The 16868-nt window shown below is 65.1% G+C and carries 17 protein-coding genes and 1 pseudogene; 2 read left to right on the forward strand and 16 right to left on the reverse strand.

Annotated features, from left to right (window positions below; genetic code table 11):
* Positions 1–200: 200 nt before the first annotated feature.
* A complete protein-coding gene (locus A7D27_RS23565) occupies positions 201–947 on the forward strand; it encodes a DUF695 domain-containing protein (RefSeq protein ID WP_069561810.1) in 747 nt (248 codons plus the stop codon).
* 183 nt (positions 948–1130) lie between these two features.
* On the opposite strand, the pseudogene A7D27_RS23570 reads toward A7D27_RS23565, so the two are convergent.
* A pseudogene (locus tag A7D27_RS23570) lies at positions 1131–1508 on the reverse strand (efflux RND transporter permease subunit); the annotation flags it as partial.
* Between the two features lie 143 nt (positions 1509–1651).
* On the opposite strand from A7D27_RS23570, the gene A7D27_RS23575 reads away from it, so the two are divergent.
* A complete protein-coding gene (locus A7D27_RS23575; protein ID WP_069566274.1) occupies positions 1652–2815 on the forward strand; it encodes a glutathionylspermidine synthase family protein in 1164 nt (387 codons plus the stop codon).
* Here A7D27_RS23575 and A7D27_RS23580 read toward each other — a convergent pair.
* The 15 genes from A7D27_RS23580 to A7D27_RS23650 form a co-directional block, all read right to left on the reverse strand.
* Positions 2783–3556 (reverse strand): hypothetical protein, encoded by a 774-nt coding sequence (locus A7D27_RS23580; RefSeq protein ID WP_069561813.1) that lies wholly within the window; start codon positions 3554–3556, stop codon positions 2783–2785. The two genes, A7D27_RS23575 and A7D27_RS23580, sit on opposite strands and share 33 nt — an antisense overlap.
* Positions 3546–4385, reverse strand: coding sequence for a hypothetical protein (locus A7D27_RS23585; protein WP_069561814.1), 840 nt, complete (start codon positions 4383–4385; stop codon positions 3546–3548). Before A7D27_RS23585 ends, A7D27_RS23580 begins: the two co-directional genes overlap by 11 nt.
* Positions 4386–4412: 27 nt before the next feature.
* Positions 4413–5198, reverse strand: a complete 786-nt coding sequence (locus tag A7D27_RS23590) for a DUF1190 domain-containing protein (RefSeq protein ID WP_069561815.1) — start codon at positions 5196–5198, stop codon at positions 4413–4415.
* A 155-nt stretch (positions 5199–5353) separates the two neighbouring features.
* A complete protein-coding gene (gene glmS / locus A7D27_RS23595; RefSeq protein ID WP_069566275.1) occupies positions 5354–7186 on the reverse strand; it encodes a glutamine--fructose-6-phosphate transaminase (isomerizing) in 1833 nt (610 codons plus the stop codon).
* 11 nt (positions 7187–7197) lie between these two features.
* On the reverse strand, positions 7198–7968 hold the full coding sequence (locus A7D27_RS23600; RefSeq protein WP_044409993.1) for a DeoR/GlpR family DNA-binding transcription regulator: 771 nt from the start codon (positions 7966–7968) through the stop codon (positions 7198–7200).
* A 143-nt stretch (positions 7969–8111) separates the two neighbouring features.
* Positions 8112–9473, reverse strand: coding sequence for a bifunctional UDP-N-acetylglucosamine diphosphorylase/glucosamine-1-phosphate N-acetyltransferase GlmU (gene glmU / locus A7D27_RS23605; protein WP_069566276.1), 1362 nt, complete (start codon positions 9471–9473; stop codon positions 8112–8114).
* A 99-nt stretch (positions 9474–9572) separates the two neighbouring features.
* The gene (locus A7D27_RS23610; RefSeq protein WP_069561818.1) at positions 9573–9998 is read right to left on the reverse strand and encodes a F0F1 ATP synthase subunit epsilon; all 426 of its coding nucleotides are present in this window, start codon (positions 9996–9998) and stop codon (positions 9573–9575) included.
* A 43-nt stretch (positions 9999–10041) separates the two neighbouring features.
* Positions 10042–11418, reverse strand: a complete 1377-nt coding sequence (gene atpD, locus A7D27_RS23615) for a F0F1 ATP synthase subunit beta (RefSeq protein WP_069561819.1) — start codon at positions 11416–11418, stop codon at positions 10042–10044.
* A gap of 30 nt (positions 11419–11448) precedes the next feature.
* A complete protein-coding gene (gene atpG, locus A7D27_RS23620) occupies positions 11449–12309 on the reverse strand; it encodes a F0F1 ATP synthase subunit gamma (RefSeq protein WP_069566277.1) in 861 nt (286 codons plus the stop codon).
* 50 nt (positions 12310–12359) lie between these two features.
* Positions 12360–13904 carry a F0F1 ATP synthase subunit alpha gene (atpA, locus tag A7D27_RS23625; protein WP_069561820.1) on the reverse strand — a complete coding sequence of 515 codons (1545 nt, stop codon included), beginning with the start codon at positions 13902–13904 and terminating at the stop codon, positions 12360–12362.
* A gap of 21 nt (positions 13905–13925) precedes the next feature.
* The gene (locus A7D27_RS23630; RefSeq protein WP_044410011.1) at positions 13926–14462 is read right to left on the reverse strand and encodes a F0F1 ATP synthase subunit delta; all 537 of its coding nucleotides are present in this window, start codon (positions 14460–14462) and stop codon (positions 13926–13928) included.
* Between the two features lie 12 nt (positions 14463–14474).
* The gene (locus A7D27_RS23635) at positions 14475–14945 is read right to left on the reverse strand and encodes a F0F1 ATP synthase subunit B (protein WP_044410014.1); all 471 of its coding nucleotides are present in this window, start codon (positions 14943–14945) and stop codon (positions 14475–14477) included.
* Between the two features lie 48 nt (positions 14946–14993).
* Positions 14994–15251, reverse strand: a complete 258-nt coding sequence (gene atpE, locus A7D27_RS23640) for a F0F1 ATP synthase subunit C (protein WP_003457994.1) — start codon at positions 15249–15251, stop codon at positions 14994–14996.
* Positions 15252–15434: 183 nt separating this feature from the next.
* On the reverse strand, positions 15435–16304 hold the full coding sequence (atpB, locus tag A7D27_RS23645; protein ID WP_069561821.1) for a F0F1 ATP synthase subunit A: 870 nt from the start codon (positions 16302–16304) through the stop codon (positions 15435–15437).
* A 16-nt stretch (positions 16305–16320) separates the two neighbouring features.
* Positions 16321–16728 (reverse strand): F0F1 ATP synthase subunit I, encoded by a 408-nt coding sequence (locus A7D27_RS23650; protein ID WP_069561822.1) that lies wholly within the window; start codon positions 16726–16728, stop codon positions 16321–16323.
* Positions 16729–16868 lie beyond the last annotated feature (140 nt).

Genomic DNA, 16868 nt, shown 5'->3' on the forward strand with positions numbered 1-16868 from the left:
CACGGGACAGCGGGCTCGCACCGCTGCAACGCTTTGCTCGCAACCTGCGCAGATACGCGCGCGGCATCCTCGGGGTCGCAAGTCCCCTCCCCCCTCTCTCCAGCGACCGATTGCCGCGCCACGGCCCGCCGTGCGCCAGGTCCGCTTCTTGCCCCGGCAAACCCGCTACAGTCTCGCCACCCCAACAGGGAGGGAGACTGATGACCGAGAACTGGGATTTCTATTTCGCCCGGGTGGATGACCGCCCGGCATCGCTGTATGTCGACCTGGGTGCCGTGGAACAGGCGCCGATCGAGCGCCTGCCGGCCATGGCCTATGTGCGCGTGGAGATGAACGCGCCACGGGGCGACGGCCTGTCCAGCAACGAGGAGTACGACGCGCTGATCGCGCTGGAGGACGCCGTGCTGCCGAAGCTGGAAGGTGCCGACCACGCCTACGTCGGGCGCTGCACCACCAACGGCTGCCGCGATTTCTTCTTCTACACCGCCCATCCGCAGGGCTGGGAAGCCCGAGTGGCCGAGGCGTTCCGGGGCTTCCCGGACTACCGCTTCGAGGCCGGCAGCAACCCCGACCCGGACTGGTCGACCTACCTGGAGTACCTGTACCCCAGCGCCATCGACCACCAGTGCATCCAGAACCGCCGGGTCTGCCAGACCCTGGAACAGAACGGCGACCGCCTCGACACCCCGCGTGATATCGACCACTGGGCCGAATTCGCCGAGGCCGCCGACGCCCAGGCCTTCGCCAACCGCGCCCAGGCCCTGGGCTTCTCGCTGCGGGTGCCGATCGCGGCCAACGAGGACGGGCAGTACAGCGTGCACCTGTGGCGCAAGGACCTGCCCTCCTTCGCCGAGATCGACAGCGTCACCCTGCCGCTGTTCCACCTGGCCGAGGACCACGGCGGCCGCTACGACGGCTGGGAAACCCAACTGGTCAGCGCAGACTGACGCCACCGGCGCCACCCGCAAACACGGGTGGCACCGCCCGGGTCAGCCGCGCTCGTCGGCTTCGTTCTCATCGTCCTCATGCTGGTAGAGCACCGGCAGCACCAGCAGCGTCAGCGCCGTGGACGAGAGGATGCCGCCGATCACCACGGTGGCCAGCAGCAGCCGCACCTCAGCCTGGATGCGCGCCTCGGCCACGAAGGAGCCGATGTCGCGGCCGCGCACGTTGGCGCTCACCACCACCAGGCGCTTGCCGTTCTCGCGGCTGACCTGGTTCGGCCCCAGCTCCAGGTCGAGGGTGGCCACGTCCGCCGGGGGGATGAAGGCGATGCCGTCCGCCGTGCCACCGGGCAGCGGCAGCAGCAGGCGCGGCAGGCCCTGCGGGTCGGTGCGCAGCCCCTCGTCGAGGCTCACCATCAGGTCGAAGCGGAGGTCGCCCTCGAACAGGGTGCCGGCCTGGCGCCCACCGACGGCCATGGCCAGGGTGTCCTGCACGTCGCCGACGTTGAGGCCGCAGCGCGCCGCCTTGTCGCGATCGATGTTGACGGTGAGAGCGAGCCGGCCGGGCCGACGGAGTTCCCGCCTGCGCTTTCCGGCGGCTGGCTAAGAACGACGCCCTCACCGGGTTGCTGCCTCGATCAACAACCAAGGCCCTGGCGGGCCGCTAGAATGGCGCTCCCTTTACCACGGCAGTACACGGACGTTCCATGCATCGGCATACCATCACGCCGCGCCACGACTGGTGCGAACAAGCCTCGGCACTCGGCTTCCATTTCCACTCCATCGGCGGCGAACCCTACTGGGATGAAAGCGTCTGCTACCGCTTCAGCCTGCAGCAGATCGAGGACGACATCGAGGCGCCCAGTGCCGAGCTGGAGGCCATGTGCCTGGCCCTGGTGGAAGACGCGGTGGAGAGCGAAGCCCTGCTGCGGCGCATGGCGGTGCCCGAGGCGCACTGGACGCTGATCCGCGACAGCTGGCGTACACGCGAGCCGGCGCTTTACGGGCGCATGGACCTGACCTACGACGGCCAGGGCCCGGCGCGTTTCTACGAGTACAACGCCGACACCCCGACCGGCCTCTACGAGGCGGCCTTCTTCCAGTGGGTGTGGCTGGAGCAGTGCCGCGAACGGGGCGTGCTGCCGGAGCGGGCCGACCAGTACAACCTCATCCAGGATGCGCTGGTCGAGCGCCTGCAGCGCATCGGCCTGGCGGGCGAGCCCTTCCACCTGGCCTGCTGCCGTGACCACATCGAGGACGAGGGCACCGTCACCTACCTGGCCGACTGTGCCAACCAGGCCGGCCTGCAGCCCCATCTGCTGTACATCGACGACATCGGCCACGTGCCCGGCAAGGGCTTCGTCGACCTGCACGACCAGCCGATCATCCAACTGTTCAAGCTCTACCCCTGGGAGTGGCTGCTGGAGGAGGACTTCGCCCACCACCTGGCCCACAGCCGGACGCGCTTCATCGAGCCCGTCTGGAAGACCCTGCTGTCGAACAAGGCGATCTTGCCGCTGCTCTGGCAGCGTCATCGTGGCCACCCCAACCTGATCCCGGCCTGCTTCGCCGATGAGCCGGATGCGGCCCTGCTGGGCCCGCGCTGGGTGCGCAAGCCGTTCTTCTCCCGCGAGGGGGCAAACATCCAGGTGGAAAGCGAGGGCGGTGTGGAGCTGGCGACGCCCGGCCCCTACGAGCAGGGGCCGGCGATTCTGCAGAGCTGGTGCCCGCCGCCCTGCATGGGCGGTGAGCACCCCATCATCGGCAGCTGGCTGGTCGGCGGTCGCCCTGTGGGCATGGGCATTCGCGAGGACCGCAGCGCCATCACCCAGGACAGCTCACGCTTCGTTCCGCACTACATCCTCGATTGAACGCCCGCGCAGCATGGCCTCGGCCCGCCTCGGTGCCTGGTGCTGCAGGCAGAAGCCGGCCAGGGCACTGGCCAGCCAGGCGACAGCCAGCGCCATTACAGCGAGGAGCAGGCCGGCGAGCGAGCCAACGACCAGCAGGATGACCAGCAGGCAGGTGCCCACGATCCACCAGGCGTCCACGGCCCAGAAGCTGCGCAGGTAGGCGCGCAATGGACTGGGTCTGTAGGGCTGAAGCTTTTGCAGCCGCTGCCAGTTGATCCCCAACAGCCGCTCGGCGGCCATGGGCAACAGGCGCTCCTGCGGTGACGGTTCGGTCACGGCCGCATCCGCGGGCTTCTGGCGGGCACGTGCCAGCTCGGCCAGTGCCTTCAGGTCGAGCACCTCACCACTGTTCAGGTGCCACAGCCGCCGCTGCTGCGGGTTGAACAGGTAGGTCTCGACGTAGCTGCCGCCACACAGGCTGTAGCCCAGGAAAGCCAACCAGAGGACGGTCCAGACCAGCAACGTCAACTCGTAGTTGCCCACGGGCCAGGGCGGCAGGTCACAGGCCAACTGCGCGGCGAACATCAGTCCGATCAGCAGCGGCGTCATACAGCACAGCATCAGGGTCAACCCATGGGTGGCGCCGATCAGCACGGCACTGCCGCTGGCCGGGTCGACGCGCACGATGCGAGGCTCCGACACGTCGAGCGGGCCGCCATTTTCGGTCACCAGGGTTGCTTTCAGGTATTCATTTGCCATCGGTGCGCACCATCAGCAATTGCCAACTGTCATCACGCCACAGCGCAGGCTCATCGCGGGGCTGCTGGTCAGCCGGCAACACCACCACCGCAAAGGGCGTCTGGCCCAGCGTGAACTCGCCCAACTGCAAGGCCGGGGACTTGCCTCCCAGCTGCAGGTCGACCCCCACCAGCGCAGTGACGTTCTCGGTACGGGGCTGGCTCGCCCACCAGGCCTGCCAGGCATGCAAGCCCGCCAGGTTCGAGCCGGCCAGCTTGATCCGCCCATCGGTATGCAACGCCAGCAGGCCGGTGGGCCAGGACTCGCTGGCCCCCCACTGGCCATCCGGTCGGGCCGGCAACGGTTGCTGCCGCAGGGTCGCCCAGAGCTCGGCGAGCTTTTCCAGTTCGAGCGGCCTGGCGTCCACCAGGGCCTTGACCAGTGGCGACTCGGCGCGCAGGTCGACGTCATCGGTGGGTCTGCTCTGACGGGCGAAACTCCTGACCTGCATGCGCAGCATCCGCCCGTGCTCCCAGGTACGGTCATGGGTCCAGAAGATCGAGGTCGTCATCCACCTCACGCCTTCCTCGGTCACCTCTATGCCGCCGCACTGCGTAAACGCCCGCAACGGGGCCGCAAGGCGAACCAGCACAGGCGCCCGGCAGGTAGGGGCAAGGCCGAGGGACTCCAGGCTCTGCCATTCGCGACTGTTCGGCAGGCGCACCCGCAGCCGGTCGGGCTTGTCGGCGATGAGCCGGCGCAGTTCCTCGAGACGTGCCTCGGCCTTGCCAATGCTGCTGTCCAGGCCCGCCGCCTGGGCGATCGAGTTGCCGAAAAGGCAACCAAGCACTAGGCCAATCCGTATCCACATGATCGGCTACCCGCTGGCCATGGCCAGGCTGCTGCGGGCCGTCGCGCCGAACCCGCCGCGGCTGGCAACGCCCTGGAGGCGCGTCGGCAATTGCCCGCTCTGGAACTGCTGGGCATAACCGGACGCCTGCAACTGGCTGCGATGCACGCTGGCCTGGCGGGTGCGCTGATCCCCCAGGTACTGGCCCTGGCCGGTGAACAGGTGCAGGTTGCGGCCACCGCTGCCGTAGTAGCCACCGTAATGGCCACTGACGTAGGTGCCGCTGCCATAGAGGGTGTCTTCGCTCATGCCGAAGACCGGCTGCAACTCATCGAGGCCGACCTCGTTCCAATCCTCCGGTTCGCCACTGCGCAGGCGCCTGACCAGGGCATCACTGACCAGGAACGCCACCGGCTGGGGGCGGGCCAGGCCGTCGTCGCCCTGTGTGCAGCTCTGCACGGCGTCAGCCGCGCACCACTCGCCAACCGTGCAGTTGGCATTGATGCGAATGAAGTCGCGCTCACAGGCCAGGAAGCTGGTGTAGACCGGGGCCATCAGGGCCGTGCGCCGGAACGCCTCGTCGCGCAGCCGCAGGCATTGCTCGGCGGTCAGGGTGGTGCCCTGCTCGCAGACCGCCAGGCTGTCGAAGACCCGCACCTCACGGTACATCGGGTCCCAGGCCAGCAGGACGAGGGGGGTGGCGCCCATGAGGCTGAGGGTCAGCAAACCGGCGCGCTTCTGCCGGCGGACGGAGGCGGGTACGGGGTCGGAGGGGGCGGCAGCAGGTGCCGAGGCGGCGTCGCCGGAAGACATAAACGGTCCATGTTCAAGATTGGAGAGCGGATTAGAAAGTGGCGCCCCCCTCGGGTCAACTGCCATTGAACGGGATGTGATGCAGTCCCGAAGGCTGTGCATTGCCCACGGCCCCGCAGCCGGAATCCCGCTGCGAGCGCCGTGCGGGCGGCCCGTCACTCCACAGTGACGGACTTGGCCAGGTTGCGCGGCTGGTCGACGTCGGTGCCCTTGAGCACGGCGACGTAGTAGGACAGCAGCTGCAGCGGCAGGGTGTAGAGGATCGGCGCGAGGATGTCGACGGTGTGCGGCATGGCCACCACGTGGGTGCCGGGGCCGTTGTCGATGCCGGCCTGGCGGTCGGCGAAGACGATCAGCTCGCCGCCCCGGGCGCGGACTTCCTGCAGATTGGACTTGAGCTTTTCCACCAGCTCGTTGTTTGGCGCCACGGTGACCACCGGCATGTCGGCGTCCACCAGGGCCAGGGGACCGTGCTTGAGCTCGCCGGCCGGGTAGGCTTCGGCGTGGATGTAGGAGATCTCCTTGAGCTTGAGCGCGCCTTCCATGGCCACCGGGTACTGGGCGCCACGGCCGAGGAACAGGGTGTGGTGCTTCTCGGCGAACAGCTCGGCGACCTTCTCCACGGTCTTGTCCATGGTCAGGGCCTCGCCCAGGTGGGTGGGCAGGCGGCGCACGGCTTCCACCAGTTCGGCTTCGCGGGCCTTGTCGAGGTTGCCGCGCACCTGGCCAAGGCTGAGGGTGAGCAGCAGCAGGGCCACCAACTGGGTGGTGAAGGCCTTGGTGGAGGCGACGCCGATCTCGGGGCCGGCCAGGGTCAGCAGGGTGAGGTCGGACTCGCGCACCAGGGAGCTGGTGCCGACGTTGCAGATGGCCAGGCTCGCCAGGTAGCCGCCGGCGCGGGCATTGCGCAGGGCGGCGAGGGTGTCGGCGGTCTCGCCGGACTGGGAGATGGTGATGAACAGGGTGTCGGGCTGGACCACCACCTTGCGGTAGCGAAACTCGCTGGCCACTTCCACCTGGCAGGGGACGCCGGCCAGCTCTTCCAGCCAGTAACGGGCGACCATGCCGGCGTGGTAGCTGGTGCCACAGGCGACGATCTGCACGTTGCGAACCTTGGCGAACAGCTCGGCGGCACGGGGGCCGAAGGCGTTGACCAGTACGTGGTCGGCGCCCAGGCGGCCTTCGAGGGTGCGCTGGACGACCTTGGGCTGCTCGTGGATCTCCTTGAGCATGAAGTGGCGGTACTCGCCCTTATCGGCGGCCTCGGCGCCTTCGTGGTACTGCACCTGCTCACGCTGCACGGGCTGGCCGGCGCTGTCCCAGATGCGCACCTGGTCGCGATGGATCTCGGCGATGTCGCCCTCTTCCAGGTACATGAAGCGGTCGGTGACTTGGCGCAGGGCCAACTGGTCGGAGGCGAGGAAGTTTTCCCCCAGGCCCAGGCCGATCACCAGCGGGCTGCCGCTGCGGGCGGCCACCAGGCGGTCGGGCTGGCTGCGGCTGATCACGGCCAGGCCGTAGGCGCCGTGGAGTTCGCGTACCACGACCTTGAGCGCTTCGGTGAGGTCGCCGAGGTTGGACAGGTGATGGTCGAGCAGGTGGACGATGACTTCGGTGTCGGTGTCGGAGGTGAAGACGTAGCCCAGGCCCTTGAGGTGCTCGCGCAGGGGTTCGTGGTTCTCGATGATGCCGTTGTGCACCAGTGCAAGGTCGCCGGAGAAGTGCGGGTGGGCGTTGTGCTCGGTGGGCGCGCCGTGGGTGGCCCAGCGGGTGTGGGCGATGCCCAGGCGGCCGGCCAGGGGCTCGGCGGCCAGGGCCTGTTCCAGTTCGCTGACCTTGCCGACGCGACGACGGCGCTGCAGGCCGCCCTGGTTGTCCAGCACGGCGACGCCGGCGCTGTCGTAGCCACGGTATTCGAGGCGCTTGAGGCCTTCGACGAGGATGGCGGTGATGTTCCGTTCAGCCACTGCGCCAACGATGCCACACATGGGTTGTCTCCTCAGTTATCCACAGGCGCACAGACCAGCGTGATGCCGCGCGCTTCTATCTGTTGGCGAGCGTCCTGGGGCAGGCGCTCGTCGGTGATCAGGGTATGGATGCTGCTCCAGGGCAGCTCCAGGTTGGGGATGCGCCGCCCGACCTTGTCGGCCTCGGCCATGACGATCACCTCGCGGGCGACCTCGGCCATGACCCGGGACAGGCCGAGCAGCTCATTGAAGGTGGTGGTGCCACGGGCCAGGTCGATGCCGTCGGCGCCGATGAACAACTGGTCGAAGTCGTAGGAGCGCAGCACCTGCTCGGCGACCTGGCCCTGGAAGGATTCGGAGTGCGGGTCCCAGGTGCCGCCGGTCATCAGCAGCACCGGCTCGTGCTCCAGTTCGCGCAGGGCGGTGGCGACATTCAGCGAGTTGGTCATCACCACCAGGCCGGGGCGGTGGCCGAGTTCGGGGATCAGCGCGGCGGTGGTGCTGCCGCTGTCGACGATGATCCGTGCGTGCTCACGGATGCGCTCGGCGGCGGCGCGGGCGATGGCCTGCTTGTAGCGGGACACCGGCTGGCTGGTTTCGCTGATGAACTCCTGGGGCACGGGCACGGCGCCGCCGTAGCGACGCAGCAGCAGGCCGTTGGCCTCCAGGGCGGCGAGGTCCTTGCGGATGGTCACTTCCGAGGTGGCGAAGGCCTTGGCCAGGGCGTCGACGCTGACTTCGCCCTGCTCGGCGAGCAGGGCGAGGATGGCATGGCGACGCTGGGGCGTATTGCGCTTTGACATCTCTTAAGTTTCGATTCGAAAGAAAAAGTGGGCGAATCAAAACTCAACGAAGCTTTTGCGTCAACCCCGGAAACGACAGAAGGCGACCGAGGTCGCCTTCTGTAGAGGCCTGCGGTTTATCCACAGGCGGGGTTATCCACAACTCACTTCTTCTTCACGGGACGCTTCCAGCCTTCGATGTTGCGCTGCTTGGCGCGGCCGACGGCGAGGCTGTGGGCGGGAACGTCCTGGGTGATGGTGGAGCCGGCACCAGTGGTGGCGCCGTCACCGAGGGTCACGGGGGCGACCAGGGCGCTGTTGGAGCCGATGAAGACGTCTTCGCCCATGACGGTGCGGGACTTGTTGGCGCCGTCGTAGTTGCAGGTGATGGTGCCGGCACCGATGTTGGTGCGTGCGCCGATCTCGGCATCGCCCAGGTAGCTCAGGTGGCCGGCCTTGGCGCCCTCGCCCATCACGGCGTTCTTCAGTTCGACGAAGTTACCCACATGGGCCTTGGCACCCAGCACGGCACCGGGACGCAGGCGGGCGAACGGGCCGCAGTCGGCGCCCTCGCCCAGCTCGGCGCCATCAAGGTGGCTGTTGGCCTTGACGATGGCGCCACGGCGCAGGGTGCTGTCCTTGATGACGCAGTTGGGGCCGATCTGGACGTCGTCTTCGATCACCACGCGGCCTTCGAGGATGACGTTGACGTCGATGAGCACGTCGCGGCCCACGCTGGCTTCGCCACGCAGGTCGAAACGCGCCGGGTCCAGCAGGGTCACGCCCTGGGCCATGAGGCGGCGGGCCGCCCGCTGCTGGTAGTGACGCTCCAGTTCAGCGAGCTGGATGCGGTCGTTGGCGCCCTGCACTTCCATGGCGTCCTGGGGCTGCTCGGTGGCCACCACCAGGCCGTCGGCCACAGCCATGGCGATGACGTCGGTCAGGTAGTACTCGCCCTGGGCGTTGTGGTTGGACAGCCGGCCCAGCCAGTCGGCCAGGCACTTGCCGGGGACGGCGAGGATGCCGGTGTTGCCTTCGCGGATGGCGCGCTGCTCGGGGCTGGCGTCCTTGTGTTCGACGATGGCCTTCACCACGCCCTGGGCGTCCCGCACGATGCGGCCGTAGCCGGTGGGGTCGTCCAGCTCGACTGTGAGCAGGGCGAGCTGGTCGTCCTGGACCTTGTCCAGCAGGCGGCGCAGGGTGGCTTCCTCGATCAGCGGCACGTCGCCATAGAGGATCAGCACGCGCTCGGCGCTGAGCTGCGGCAGGGCCTGGGCCACGGCGTGGCCGGTGCCCAACTGCTGGGCCTGCAGGACGAAGCCGAGGTCGTCTGCGGCGAGGCGCTCACGCACGAGGTCGGCCCCATGGCCGATGACCACGTGGATGCCCTGGGGCTGCAGCGCACGGGCGCTGTCGATGACGTGCCCGAGCATGGGCTTGCCGGCAACGGGATGGAGAACCTTGGGCAGCGCCGAACGCATGCGTGTGCCCTGGCCTGCGGCGAGGATGACGATATCGAGGGACATGAAAGGACGCTTCCGAGCCTGTGGATAACCGGCGATGCCGGAAAAGAAAAAGGGTAGCCAAGGCTACCCTTTTACTTGCATGCGATGAAGAGCGGTGGCTTAGCCGCCGAACTTCTTGCGCAACTGCTGGACGGTACGCAGCTGGGCCGCGGCCTCTGCCAGACGGGCAGCAGCGGAGCTGTAGTCGAACTCCGCGCCCTTCTGGTTAAGCGCCTTCTCAGCGGCCTTGAGGGCCTCCTGAGCAGCGGCTTCGTCCAGGTCACCGGCGCGGACCACGGTGTCGGCCAGGACCTTCACCATGCTCGGCTGCACTTCGAGGAAACCACCGGAGATGTAGAACACCTCCTCCTCGCCGCCCTGCTTGACCAGGCGGATCGGACCCGGCTTGAGATCGGTGATCAGCGGGGCGTGGCCCGGCGTGATACCCAGGTCGCCCAGGTTGCCGTGGGCGATCACCATCTCGACCAGACCGGAGAAGATCTCCGATTCGGCGCTGACGATATCGCAGTGGACAGTAATAGCCATACGCTTGCCTCACGTAAGCGCCCGTTGCCGGGCGCTCAGGGGGTTACAGTTTCTTGGCTTTCTCGATGGCTTCATCGATGCCGCCGACCATGTAGAACGCCTGCTCGGGCAGGTGGTCGTAGTCACCGTTGAGGATGCCCTTGAAGCCCGCGATGGTGTCCTTCAGGGAAACGTACTTGCCCGGGGAGCCGGTGAAGACTTCGGCCACGAAGAACGGCTGGGACAGGAAGCGCTGGATCTTACGAGCGCGGGCTACCAGTTGCTTGTCCGCTTCGGACAGCTCGTCCATGCCGAGGATCGCGATGATGTCTTTCAGCTCCTTGTAGCGCTGCAGTACGTACTGCACGCCACGGGCGGTCTCGTAGTGCTCCTGGCCGATCACCAGCGGGTCCAGCTGGCGGCTGGTGGAGTCCAGCGGGTCAACGGCCGGGTAGATACCCAGGGAGGCGATGTCACGGGACAGTACGACGGTGGCGTCCAGGTGGGCGAAGGTGGTCGCCGGGGACGGGTCGGTCAGGTCGTCCGCAGGTACGTATACGGCCTGGATGGAGGTGATCGAACCGGTCTTGGTGGAGGTGATGCGCTCTTGCAGAACGCCCATTTCCTCGGCCAGGGTCGGCTGGTAACCCACAGCGGACGGCATACGACCCAGCAGCGCGGACACTTCGGTACCGGCCAGGGTGTAACGGTAGATGTTGTCGACGAACAGCAGTACGTCGCGGCCTTCGTCACGGAACTTCTCGGCCATGGTCAGGCCGGTCAGTGCAACGCGCAGACGGTTGCCCGGCGGCTCGTTCATCTGGCCGTAAACCAGGGCGACCTTGTCCAGTACGTTGGAGTCCTTCATCTCGTGGTAGAAGTCGTTGCCCTCACGGGTACGCTCGCCCACGCCGGCGAACACGGAGTAACCGCTGTGCTCGATGGCGATGTTACGGATGAGTTCCATCATGTTCACGGTCTTGCCCACGCCGGCGCCACCGAACAGGCCTACCTTGCCGCCTTTGGCGAAGGGGCAGACCAGGTCGATCACCTTGATGCCGGTTTCCAGCAGCTCGTTGCCACCGGCCTGGTCGGCGTAGGACGGAGCAGCGCGGTGGATTTCCCAACGCTCTTCTTCGCCGATGGGGCCGGCTTCGTCGATGGGGTTGCCCAGGACGTCCATGATGCGGCCCAGGGTGGCCTTGCCAACCGGGACGGAGATGGCTGCGCCAGTGCTGGTGACGTCCAGGCCACGCTTCAGACCTTCGGTCGAGCCCATGGCGATGGAACGAACCACGCCGTCGCCCAGCTGCTGCTGGACTTCGAGGGTGGTTTCGGCGCCGACCACTTTCAGCGCCTCGTATACGGCCGGTACCTGATCACGCGGGAATTCCACGTCGATAACGGCGCCGATGATTTGAACGATACGTCCGCTACTCATCTTTGGTTCCTCTGAATATTTGAACCGTTCTTAAACCGCGGCAGCGCCGCCGACGATTTCCGAAATTTCCTGGGTGATCGCTGCCTGACGCGCCTTGTTGTAGATCAGCTGCAGATCGCTGATCAGTTCACCGGCGTTGTCGGTGGCGTTCTTCATCGCGATCATCCGCGCAGCCTGCTCGGCGGCGTTGTTCTCGACCACCGCCTGGTACACCTGCGACTCCACGTAACGCACCATCAGCCCGTCAAGGAGCTGCTTGGCGTCGGGTTCGTACAGGTAGTCCCAGTGATGCTTGAGCGCTTCATCCGGAGTCGCCACCAGCGGAACGAGCTGTTCCACCGTGGGCTTCTGCACCATGGTGTTGACGAACTTGTTCGAAACCATGGACAGACGATCGATGCGACCTTCGAGGTAGGCATCGAGCATCACCTTGACGCTGCCGATCAGATCGTTGATCGACGGCTCTTCGCCGAGGTGGCTGATCGCAGCAACGACATTGCCACCAAAGTTGCGGAAGAACGCCGCACCCTTGCTGCCAATCACGCAGAGATCGATCTCCACGCCTTGCTCGCGATTGCTCGCCATGTCCTTGACCAGGGCCTTGAACAGGTTGGTGTTCAAGCCACCGCACAGACCACGGTCCGAACTCACCACGACATAGCCGACGCGCTTGACGGGGCGCTCGATCATGAAGGGGTGGCGGTACTCGGGGTTGGCGTTGGCCAGATGACCGATCACCTGGCGGATGCGCTCCGCGTACGGACGGCTGGCAGCCATGCGCTGCTGAGCCCTGCGCATCTTGCTGACGGCCACCTTTTCCATGGCGCTGGTGATCTTCTGCGTGCTTTTGATGCTCGCAATCTTGCTGCGAATCTCTTTTGCGCCTGCCATTTGACACCTTTCGGGTTAGCAGGCGGGGGCCCTGGGGCCCCCGCTGCGGCTTACCAGGTTTGGGTGGCCTTGAACTTCTCGATGCCGGCCTTGATGCCTGCGTCGATCTCGTCGTTGAAGTCACCTTTCTCGTTGATCTTGGCCATCAGTGCGGCCAGCTCACGGTTGAAGTAACCCAGCAGGGCTGCTTCGAAGGCGCCAACTTTGTTCACGTCCACATCGGTCAGGAAGCCACGCTCGGCAGCGTACAGGGACACGGACATGTCAGCGATGGACATGGGCGCGTACTGCTTCTGCTTCATCAGCTCGGTAACGCGCTGACCGTGTTCCAGCTGCTTGCGGGTCGCTTCGTCCAGGTCGGAGGCGAACTGGGCGAAGGCCGCCAGTTCACGGTACTGGGCGAGTGCGGTACGGATGCCACCGGAGAGCTTCTTGATGATCTTGGTCTGGGCGGCACCACCCACGCGGGATACCGAGATACCGGCGTTGACGGCCGGACGGATACCCGAGTTGAACATGGCGGATTCCAGGAAGATCTGACCGTCGGTGATGGAGATCACGTTGGTCGGAACGAACGCGGAAACGTCACCGGCCTGGGTTTCGATGATCGGCAGGGCGGTCAGGGAACCGGTCTTGCCTTTCACTTCGCCGTTGGTGAACTTCTCGACGTATTCCTCGGAAACGCGGGAAGCGCGCTCCAGCAGGCGGCTGTGGAGATAGAAGACGTCGCCCGGGTAGGCTTCGCGGCCCGGCGGGCGGCGCAGCAGCAGGGAGATCTGGCGGTAGGCGACGGCCTGCTTGGACAGGTCATCGTAGACGATCAGGGCGTCTTCACCGCGGTCGCGGAAGTATTCGCCCATGGTGCAGCCGGCGTAGGGGGCCAGGAACTGCAGCGCAGCGGATTCGGAAGCCGAGGCAGCCACCACGATGGTGTTGGCCAGGGCGCCGGTCTCTTCCAGCTTGCGTACGACGTTGGCGATGGTCGATTGCTTCTGACCGATGGCTACGTAGACGCAGCGGATGCCGCTGTTCTTCTGGTTGATGATGGCGTCGACAGCCAGGGCAGTCTTGCCGATCTGACGGTCACCGATGATCAGCTCGCGCTGGCCACGGCCGACCGGGATCATGGCGTCAACCGACTTGTAGCCGGTCTGTACCGGCTGGTCGACCGACTTACGCCAGATCACGCCCGGAGCCACTTTCTCGACAGCGTCGGTGGCCTTGGCATTGATCGGGCCTTTGCCATCGATCGGGTTACCCAGTGCGTCAACCACGCGACCCAGCAGCTCCGGACCAACCGGGACTTCCAGGATGCGGCCGGTGCACTTGGCGCTCATGCCTTCGGCCAGGCTCAGGTAGCTGCCCAGTACCACGGCACCTACGGAGTCCTGCTCCAGGTTCAGTGCCATGCCGTAGACGCCACCCGGGAACTCGATCATCTCGCCGTACATCACGTCGGCCAGGCCGTGGATGCGGACGATACCGTCGGAGACGGAGACGATGGTGCCTTCGTTGCGGGCTTGGGAAGAGACGTCGAGTTTCTCGATACGCCCCTTGATGATTTCACTAATTTCGGAAGGATTGAGTTGCTGCATTGCTCTGCTGCCCCTTCAAACTCAAGATTTCAACGCTTCGGCCAGCTTCGCGATCTTGCCGCGAACCGAGCCATCGATAACCAGGTCGCCGGCACGGATCACGACACCGCCGATGAGGCTGGTGTCTTCCGCAGCGTGCAGTCGCACTTCCCGGCCAAGCCGAGCGCTGAGAACCTTGGCGAGTTTGTCTTGCTGTTCAGTGTTCAATGCGAAGGCACTGGTGACTTCCACGTCGATCGACTTCTCCTGCTCGGCCTTGTACAGCTCGAACAGTTCGACGATCTCCGGCAACAGGCCGATGCGGCCGTTTTCAGAGAGGACGCGGATGAAATTGCCTACCTGAGCATCGAATTTGTCGCCAACCACCTCGATGAAGGTGTTGGCTTTCTCTTCGCTCGTCAGACGCGGGGCTTTGAGCACCTGCTGCATGGTGGTGTCCTGAGACACCGCAGCGGCCAGGCCAAGCATGGCCGACCAGGCGGCCAGCTGCTGATGGGCCTGGGCGTACTCGAAAGCCGCCTTGGCGTAAGGTCGGGCCAGCGTGGTCAGTTCTGCCATGATCGCCCTCGCTTAGATTTCGGCGGCCAGTTTGTTAACCAGCTCCGCGTGCGCGTTTTGATCGATAGTGGCACCCAGGATCTTCTCGGCACCGCTTACGGCCAGGCTACCCAGTTGGGCACGCAGCGCGTCTTTGACACCGTTGAGTTCCTGCTCGATCTCGGCCTGAGCCTGCGCCTTGAGGCGCTCGCCTTCGGTGCGGGCCTGATCGCGAGCTTCGTCGACGATCTGGGTAGCACGCTTCTTGGCTTGCTCGATGATTTCAGCTGCCTGAGTCTTGGCCTCGCGCAGTTGCTGGGCCACTTTCTCGTGGGCCAGCTCCAGGTCACGAGCCGCGCGGTTGGCAGCGTCCAGGCCGTCGGCGATCTTCTTCTGACGGTCGCGCAGTGCCGTGATGACCGGAGGCCACACGAACTTCATGCAGAACAGTACGAAGATGAAGAACGCGACGGACTGGCCGATCAGGGTTGCATTAATATTCACGCCAACACCTCGCTCGTTCGTTGTCAGTCCAATTCCCTAAGGAAGGGATTACTGGGCTACCTGAGCAATGAACGGGTTAGCGAAGGTGAAGAACAGAGCGATACCAACGCCAATCATGGTCACGGCGTCCAGCAGGCCGGCGACGATGAACATTTTGACCTGCAGCATCGGGACCATTTCCGGCTGGCGAGCAGCGCCTTCCAGGAACTTGCCACCCAGCAGACCGAAGCCGATAGCGGTACCCAGGGCACCCAGACCAATCAGCAGAGCTACGGCGATCGCGGTGAGACCTACTACAGTTTCCATTTTTCCTCCCGACTTTATGTCGTGTTGGTTAGGTTTAAGTGAAGCGGTAGAACGAAATCGTTTTGGTGTTCCCATCGCCCTTTCGGGCATTCCCGCGCGGACTGCGGCGGGACCATCGCTAGCCTGAAACGCCCCCTGCTGTTCCTCCCCGAAGGGGAGACAGCCAGGAGGCACCGCGCGCTATCAATGGTTGTCTTCGTGCGCCATCGACAGGTAGACGATGGTCAACATCATGAAGATGAACGCCTGCAGGGTGATGATCAGGATGTGGAACACGGCCCACGCCCACTGCAGGGCGATACCGAGGCCGCTGAGCAGCAGGATGCCGGCGCCGAACATCACGGCGATCAGGATGAACACCAGCTCGCCGGCGTACATGTTGCCGAACAGTCGCAGGGCCAGGGAGATCGGCTTGGCGATCAGAGTGACGAATTCGAGCAGGAAGTTCACCGGGATCAGCAGGATCTGCACGGCGATGTTCTTGCTGCTGAAGGGATGCAGGGTCAGTTCGCCGAGGAAGCCACCGATGCCTTTCACCTTGATGCTGTAGAAGATGATCAGGGCGAACACGGAGAAGGCCATGCCCAGTGTGGCGTTCGGGTCGGTGGTCGGTACGGCGCGGAAGAACAGGTGCTCGTTACCAGCGATCTTGGCGGCCAGCATCGGGATCCAGTCCACCGGGACCAGGTCGATGGCGTTCATCAGGAAGATCCAGACGAAGATGGTCAGTGCCAGCGGGGCGATCAGCGGGTTACGGCCGTGGAAGGTGTCTTTGACGTTGGTGTCGACGAAGTCGACCATCACTTCCACCAGGTTCTGCAGGCCACCGGGAACGCCGGAGGTGGCCTTCTTGGCCGCCATGCGGAACAGGAAGACGAACAGCAGACCGAGGCCGATGGACCAGCCCAAAGTGTCCACGTGGAACGCCCAGAAGCCCATTTCCTTGGCTTGTTCGGCAGTGTGGGCAAAGCCCCATTCGCCGGACGGCAGCTTACCGAAGGTCAGGTTTTGCAGGTGGTGCTGGATATAGCCCGAAGCGGTTTGCTCTGCCATGTTTGCCTCAAACGCCCTAAGGTTTCGAATATCTTGTTCTCATCAGCAGGGGAGCGAACCAGCTAACCGCCTGGGTCAGCAGGAAAGCGCCGAACAGGGCCGGCGCCTCCAGTGGTTTCACGCCTGCGAACGTCAGCGCGAAGAGCACTGCCGTCAGAATCAACTTGCCCATCTCGCCGGCATAGAACGACCGGACGATCGCCTGGGCTGCCCGGGCTCCACTGTAGCGGAACGCCTTGTGGGCGAAGTACAGGTTCGGCAACCAGGCGATAAGCCCACCGCACAAGCCAGAGTAGCCAGCGACCGCGCCACGCCACTGCCAGAGAACGACGGCGGCGATCAGCAATACGACCCCTTGGACGAGCAGCACCGGGAAGACCGGTAGACGATGGAAGGGCAAGCGATTCGGCGTGCGGATATCCATCGCAGCATGTCCTCTGAGTCGGCGCCTTGAATCAATGACTTGGCATACTTTGTGCCGACAAAATTGCGCGCAGAGTATAGGGGCCTAACCCCCCCCGTTCAACTGCCCGGTAGTGAAATCCGACTTTCCGCTACATGCCC

Source organism: Pseudomonas sp. 1D4 (assembly GCF_001728925.1).
GTDB lineage: Bacteria > Pseudomonadota > Gammaproteobacteria > Pseudomonadales > Pseudomonadaceae > Metapseudomonas > Metapseudomonas otitidis.

Coding starts and splice junctions, on each gene's coding strand:
- glmU (WP_069566276.1), bottom strand. CDS start 9,473: ATGTCCCTCGATATCGTCATCCTCGCCGCAGGCCAGGGCACACGCATG.
- atpG (WP_069566277.1), bottom strand. CDS start 12,309: ATGGCAGGCGCAAAAGAGATTCGCAGCAAGATTGCGAGCATCAAAAGC.
- A7D27_RS23600 (WP_044409993.1), bottom strand. CDS start 7,968: ATGTCAAAGCGCAATACGCCCCAGCGTCGCCATGCCATCCTCGCCCTG.
- A7D27_RS23610 (WP_069561818.1), bottom strand. CDS start 9,998: ATGGCTATTACTGTCCACTGCGATATCGTCAGCGCCGAATCGGAGATC.
- atpA (WP_069561820.1), bottom strand. CDS start 13,904: ATGCAGCAACTCAATCCTTCCGAAATTAGTGAAATCATCAAGGGGCGT.
- A7D27_RS23630 (WP_044410011.1), bottom strand. CDS start 14,462: ATGGCAGAACTGACCACGCTGGCCCGACCTTACGCCAAGGCGGCTTTC.
- atpD (WP_069561819.1), bottom strand. CDS start 11,418: ATGAGTAGCGGACGTATCGTTCAAATCATCGGCGCCGTTATCGACGTG.
- A7D27_RS23580 (WP_069561813.1), bottom strand. CDS start 3,556: ATGGCAAATGAATACCTGAAAGCAACCCTGGTGACCGAAAATGGCGGC.
- A7D27_RS23650 (WP_069561822.1), bottom strand. CDS start 16,728: ATGGATATCCGCACGCCGAATCGCTTGCCCTTCCATCGTCTACCGGTC.
- atpE (WP_003457994.1), bottom strand. CDS start 15,251: ATGGAAACTGTAGTAGGTCTCACCGCGATCGCCGTAGCTCTGCTGATT.
- atpB (WP_069561821.1), bottom strand. CDS start 16,304: ATGGCAGAGCAAACCGCTTCGGGCTATATCCAGCACCACCTGCAAAAC.
- glmS (WP_069566275.1), bottom strand. CDS start 7,186: ATGTGTGGCATCGTTGGCGCAGTGGCTGAACGGAACATCACCGCCATC.
- A7D27_RS23565 (WP_069561810.1), top strand. CDS start 201: ATGACCGAGAACTGGGATTTCTATTTCGCCCGGGTGGATGACCGCCCG.
- A7D27_RS23575 (WP_069566274.1), top strand. CDS start 1,652: ATGCATCGGCATACCATCACGCCGCGCCACGACTGGTGCGAACAAGCC.
- A7D27_RS23590 (WP_069561815.1), bottom strand. CDS start 5,198: ATGTCTTCCGGCGACGCCGCCTCGGCACCTGCTGCCGCCCCCTCCGAC.